Raw genomic sequence first — 5,936 nt, forward strand, 5'->3', positions numbered from 1 at the left:
CCACCCGCACCGGCCGGCGGGGCGCCAGCGCCGACACCACGTCGGCCGCCGACGCCAGCTTCGGCTCGCCCAGCACCTCCTCGGCCAACCGGCGTACCTGCCAGCCGGTCTCGTCGTACCGGGCCAGCAGCTCCTCGCCGGTCGCCACCCCGGCGTCGACGAGCAGGCGCGCGGTGGCGGCCACCGGATCCCGGTCCAGGTCCTCGGCCAGCTCGGCCGGGCTGCGGTACGCCGACTCCGCGTCCGCCCCGGCGTGCCCCATCAGCCGGACCGTGCGCAGGTGCAGGACCGCCGGGCGGCGGTTCCGGCGTACCCAGGCAGCGGCCTCCGCCGCCACCGCGTACGCCCGCACGGGGTCGGCCCCGTCCGCGCTGAAGTAGCGGATGCCCGGCTTGGCCCGCAGGGTCGCCTCGACCCAGCCCTCCGGTGACCGGACGCTGATGCCCAGCCCGTTGTCCTCGCAGACGAAGAGCACCGGGATGCGCAGCCCGGCGTGGTCGTACCACCCGGCGGTGTTGAAGGCGGCGGTGGCGCTGGCGTGGTTGACCGAGGCGTCGCCGAACGAGCAGACAACTATCGCGTCCGGCGGCCACGGGACGTGCGCGGCGCCCGCGCCGCTGCCGACCCGCACCCCGGCTCCGGTACGCCGCCCGGCGCTGTCCAGCCGGCGCAGCCGTTCCACGGCCAGTCCCATTCCCACCGCGCGGGGCAGATGCGAGGCGATGGTGGAGGTCGTCGGCACGACGGCCAGGTCGGCCCGGCCGAACACCTTGTGCCGGCCACCTGCGATCGGCTCCTCGCTGGAGGCGACCATCCCGCGCAGCACGTCCCGGGCCGCGTCCGCGTACGCGCCGAACCCGCCTGCCGGGGCCGGCTCCGGCCCGGACGGATCAGGATCGGCGGTCGAGTCGGCGTCGGTCGACGCTGGATCGCTGCTGGCCCGCCGGTCGCTGCTCGCCGTTGGATCGGCGGTCGACCCCGGGTCGCCGGTCGGCGCTGGGTCGGCGGCGGAGTCCGGCTCGCCCGACGGCGACGCGGCGGCGGCCTGGGCGGCGCGGAGGCAGTAGAAGGCACCGGAGCGGTAGTGCAGCAACGCCGGATCGGTGGGGCGCAGCGCGGCGGCGACCGCGGCGTTGCCCTCGTGCCCGGCGGAACCGATGGTGTAGAAACCCTCCCCGAAGCTGCGCAGCCAGCGGCCGGCCAGGTCGAGCTGCCGGCTCGTCACCTGCGCGTCGAACAGGTCGAGCACCTGCGCGCCGGTCAGTGGAGCATCGTCGGTGATCGGGTCAGCGGGGTCACGCCGACGCTCCGCGGCAGGCAGCGTCGCCAGCGTCTCCCGGAACCGGTCGTCGAGGTCTTGCGGGGTGGTCACGTCGCACAGCATTACCGACGGGAGGGCTGCTCGCCCAGTGGGACACGGCCGTCGCGGGCCGACTCACTCCGGACCGCAGGGCTCCGGCCAACCACCGTCAGACGCCTTCCAGACCAGGTCACGAAGGGTGCGCAGCTCTTCGTCGGTCAGCCCGGACAGGAGTCGGGAGTCGGACATCACCATGGTCACCCGGTCCCGTTCGACGCGGCCCTTCTCGGTCACCACCAACGTCTTCTGCCGGCGGTCCGCCGGGTCGGTGCGTCGTTCCACCAACCCGGCCTGTTCCAGCTTGTCGACCAGCACCGTCACGTTCGACCGGTCGCAGCCCAGTTGGCCGGCGAGATCACGAGCCGGCAGCGGGCGGTCCGGGTCCAGTTGATGCAACGCCCGCGCCGTCGCCGGAGTGAGCCCCAACTCGGCGAACGCGGCACCCTGTCGGTGTCGCAGGGCGTCGCTGACGTGGGCCATCCGGCGCAGCACATCGGCGGCGAGACCAGCCCGATCCACCGGCCCACCTGCTACGGAACCCACCTCCTGCGGCACTGCCACATCGTACGCACCGGGCGGGCCCGGTCGGCTCAGCGTTCGCACCTCGACAAGATCCGCACAACGTCGGGGACAGTGCTGCCTCAGCCTGCGTCGAGGCAGCAACTTCGGGGATGTTGCGCGGATCTCGAGGCGAAACGGAGCGTCAGCCCGGGAGGAAGGAGAAGCGGACCTGTCGGGTCGGGTTGTCACCGTTGGTGTCGACGAGGCAGATCGACTGCCAGGTGCCGAGCGCCAGACGACCGCCCAGCACCGGCAGCGTGGCGTACGGCGGCACGAACGCCGGAAGCACGTGGTCGCGGCCGTGGCCGGGCGAGCCGTGCCGGTGCCGCCAGCGGTCCTGGGTCGGTAGCAGGTCGTCCAATGCGCTGAGCAGGTCGTCGTCGGATCCCGAGCCGGTCTCGATGATCGCCAGGCCGGCGGTGGCGTGCGGCACGAAGACGTGCAGGAGTCCGTCGCCCTCACCGGAGACGAACTGCTGGGCCTCCGCTGTGATGTCGCGGACGGCCGGGCGGGACCCGGTCTGGACGGTGATCACGTCAGTGCGCATACGTCGCATTCTGCCGCAACCTGCGGTCAGGAACCGCCGCCACCGCCCCCGGAGTCCCCACCACCGCCGGAGGAGCCACCGCCCCCGAAATCGCCTCCGGAGTGACCGCCGCCTGCGGAGTCACCGTCCCCGCCGCGGGACCAGTCCCAGCCGTTCGAGTCGCCGTAGTACGTCGAGGGGATGCTGGTGTCGGCGTGCCTCTGGCGCGGACCGGGCACACGACGAGGCGCGCGGCGGGGCGCGGGTGCTCGCAGCCCGCCGCGAACCTGGACCGCGCCGAACGCCATCGCTCCGGCGCCGAGGATCGTGATCGGCAGCGCGGCGGTGTCGCCGGCCAGGAGCACCGGCGCGGAGAGAAGCGCTCCGAGCGCGCCACCCGAAAGGATCATGACGCCGGTTGCCACCCGCCACCCGTTCATGTGCGGCACGGTAGCGAGCCCGGGCAAGCGGGCGGTTTAGGCGGTCGTAGCGCTAAGTTACCGATGAGTACCTGTGTTCAGCATCGCGTCGGGGGCACCTAGGCGTGACGACAGGTGCCACCAGGGGGCAGGATGGCGCTAGAGACCTATCCCACACACAACCGAGGGAACGCCTGTGGCTACGGAACGCAAGCGCCCGGTGATCAGCGACGGCCTACCGAGCCAGCTTCCGGACATCGACCCTGAAGAGACAAGCGAATGGGTCGAGTCGCTTGACGGTGTCATCGACGAGCGCGGCGCCAAACGCGCCCGGTACGTCATGCTGCGCCTGCTGGAGCGCGCCCGTGAGCGCCAGGTCGGGGTTCCGCCCCTGACCACCACCGACTACATCAACACCATCCCGTCGGAGCGCGAACCGTGGTTCCCGGGTGACGAGCACGTCGAGAGGCGGATCCGGGCGTACGTCCGGTGGAACGCCGCGATGCTGGTGCACCGGGCGCAGCGCCCGGAGATCGGCGTCGGCGGGCACATCTCGACCTTCGCCAGCTCGGCGTCGCTCTACGAGGTGGGCTTCAACCACTTCTTCCGGGGCAAGAACCACCCGGGCGGCGGCGACCACATCTTCTACCAGGGCCACGCCTCCCCCGGCATGTACGCGCGGGCGTTCCTGGAGGGGCGGCTCAGCGAGCACCAGCTCGACGGGTTCCGCCAGGAGTTGTCGCACCCCGGCGGCGGGCTGCCGTCGTACCCGCACCCGCGGCTGATGCCGGACTTCTGGGAGTTCCCCACCGTCTCGATGGGTCTCGGCGGTCTGAACGCGATCTACCAGGCACGGTTCAACCGGTACCTGCAGCACCGCGGCATCAAGGACACCTCGCAGCAGCACGTCTGGGCATTCCTGGGCGACGGTGAGATGGACGAGCCGGAGACGCTCGGCGCCATCGGTGTGGCCGCCCGCGAGGAGCTGGACAACCTCACCTTCGTGATCAACTGCAACCTCCAGCGGCTGGACGGCCCGGTCCGGGGCAACGGCAAGGTCATGCAGGAGCTGGAGGCGTTCTTCCGGGGTGCCGGCTGGAACGTGATCAAGGTCGTCTGGGGCCGCGAGTGGGACCCGCTGCTCGCCGCGGACACCGACGGCGCGCTGGTCAACCTCATGAACACCACGACCGACGGCGACTACCAGACCTACAAGGCGGAGTCGGGCGCGTACGTGCGGGAGCACTTCTTCGGGCGCGACGCGCGTACCCGCAAGATGGTCGACCCGCTCAGCGACGACGAGATCTGGAACCTCAAGCGGGGTGGGCACGACTACCGCAAGCTCTACGCGGCCTACAAGGCGGCCACCGAGCACACCGGTCAGCCCACCGTCATCCTGGCGAAGACGATCAAGGGCTGGACGCTCGGCTCGCACTTCGAGGGCCGCAACGCGACCCACCAGATGAAGAAGCTGACGCTGGAGGACCTGAAGACCTTCCGCGACCGGCTCTACCTGGACATCCCGGACAAGGCGCTGGAGGACAACCCCTACCTGCCGCCGTACTACAACCCGGGTGAGAAGTCCGACGAGATCCAGTACCTGAAGGAGCGGCGCGAGCAGCTCGGCGGTTACCTGCCGTCCCGGCGGACCAGCACCAAGCGGCTGGCCATCCCGGGTCCGGAGCGGTTCGCCGACGTCAAGCGCGGCTCGGGCAAGCAGAAGGTGGCCACCACCATGGCCTTCGTCCGCCTGCTCAAGGACATCATGAAGGACAAGGAGTTCGGCAAGCGCTGGGTGCCGATCATCCCGGACGAGGCCCGCACCTTCGGCCTCGACTCGATCTTCCCCACCGCGAAGATCTACTCGCCGCACGGCCAGCGTTACACCTCTGTCGACCGGGAGCTGTTCCTGTCGTACAAGGAGTCGACGACCGGTCAGATCCTGCACGAGGGGATCAACGAGGCCGGTTCGGTGGCCTCGTTCACGGCGGCCGGCTCGGCGTACGCCACCCACGACGAGCCGATGATCCCGATGTACATCTTCTACTCGATGTTCGGGTTCCAGCGGACCGCCGACGGGCTGTGGGCGGCGGCCGACCAGATGGCGCGGGGCTTCCTGCTCGGCGCGACCGCAGGGCGCACCACGCTCAACGGTGAGGGCCTCCAGCACGAGGACGGTCACTCGTTGCTGATCGCCGCCACCAACCCGGCGGTGGTCGCGTACGACCCGGCGTTCTCGTTCGAGATCGCGCACATCATGGAGCACGGCCTGCACCGGATGTACGGGGACGCGCAGGAGAACGTCTTCTACTACCTGACGGTCTACAACGAGCCGATCCTCCAGCCGGCCGAGCCGGCCGGGGTGGACGTGGAGGGCCTGCTCAAGGGCATCTACCGCTACTCCCCGGCACCGGAGGTCGACGGCCCGAAGGCCAACGTGCTCGCCTCCGGCACCGGCATGCAGTGGGCGCTCAAGGCCCAGCAGTTGCTCGCCCAGGACTGGGGGGTGGCCGCCGACGTGTGGTCGGTGACCTCCTGGACGGAGCTGCGCCGCGACGCCGTGGAGACCGAGGAGTACAACCTCCTCAACCCGGGCGCCGAGGCGAAGATCCCGTACATCCAGCAGAAGCTGGCCGACGCGGACGGCCCGAAGGTAGCGGTCAGCGACTGGATGCGGGCCGTACCGGACCTGATCGCCCGGTGGGTGCCCGGTGACTACACGTCGCTCGGCACCGACGGCTTCGGCATGTCGGACACGCGGCACGCGCTGCGCCGGCACTTCCACGTCGACGCCGAGTCGATCGTGGTGGCCACGCTGCGGCAGCTCGCCCGCAGCGGCGCGGTGGCGGCCACCGTGCCGGCCGAGGCGGCGAAGAAGTACGCGATCGACGACGTCAACGCTGCCCCGGTCGGCGAGACCGGCGGCGACAGCTAGACCCGTACGACCAACGAGGGGGCCCGGGGCCTGCCCCCCCCGGGCCCCCCCCCCCCGCCCCCCCCCCCCCCCCCCCCCCCCCCCCCCCCCCCCCCCCCAAAAAAAAAAAAAGGGGGGGGGGAAAGGGTTTGGGGA

At 71.1% G+C, this 5,936-nt stretch carries 5 protein-coding genes; 1 reads left to right on the forward strand and 4 read right to left on the reverse strand.

What is annotated here, in order from left to right:
- The 4 genes from ACWCO3_RS30050 to ACWCO3_RS30065 form a co-directional block, all read right to left on the reverse strand.
- Positions 1 to 1,384, reverse strand: a 1,384-nt coding sequence (locus ACWCO3_RS30050) for a thiamine pyrophosphate-dependent enzyme (protein ID WP_450013252.1), incomplete at its 3' end; no start/stop codon positions are given.
- Positions 1,385 to 1,435: 51 nt separating this feature from the next.
- Complete coding sequence (locus ACWCO3_RS30055) at positions 1,436 to 1,840, reverse strand: MarR family winged helix-turn-helix transcriptional regulator (RefSeq protein WP_145785501.1); 405 nt, start codon at positions 1,838 to 1,840, stop codon at positions 1,436 to 1,438.
- Positions 1,841 to 2,063: 223 nt separating this feature from the next.
- Entirely contained in the window at positions 2,064 to 2,468 is a 405-nt protein-coding gene (locus ACWCO3_RS30060; RefSeq protein ID WP_357832173.1) for a YjbQ family protein, read from the reverse strand.
- Positions 2,469 to 2,494: 26 nt separating this feature from the next.
- The gene (locus ACWCO3_RS30065; RefSeq protein ID WP_145779552.1) at positions 2,495 to 2,887 is read right to left on the reverse strand and encodes a hypothetical protein; all 393 of its coding nucleotides are present in this window, start codon (positions 2,885 to 2,887) and stop codon (positions 2,495 to 2,497) included.
- Between the two features lie 175 nt (positions 2,888 to 3,062).
- Between ACWCO3_RS30065 and aceE the strand changes: the two genes are divergently transcribed.
- Complete coding sequence (aceE, locus tag ACWCO3_RS30070; RefSeq protein ID WP_145779551.1) at positions 3,063 to 5,801, forward strand: pyruvate dehydrogenase (acetyl-transferring), homodimeric type; 2,739 nt, start codon at positions 3,063 to 3,065, stop codon at positions 5,799 to 5,801.
- Positions 5,802 to 5,936 lie beyond the last annotated feature (135 nt).

It is taken from the genome of Micromonospora sp. NPDC002411 (assembly GCF_053592955.1).

Excerpts from the sequence above, each read along its gene's own strand:
- ACWCO3_RS30055 (WP_145785501.1), bottom strand. The coding sequence starts at position 1,840 with ATGGCCCACGTCAGCGACGCCCTGCGACACCGACAGGGTGCCGCGTTC.
- ACWCO3_RS30060 (WP_357832173.1), bottom strand. The coding sequence starts at position 2,468 with ATGCGCACTGACGTGATCACCGTCCAGACCGGGTCCCGCCCGGCCGTC.
- ACWCO3_RS30065 (WP_145779552.1), bottom strand. The coding sequence starts at position 2,887 with ATGAACGGGTGGCGGGTGGCAACCGGCGTCATGATCCTTTCGGGTGGC.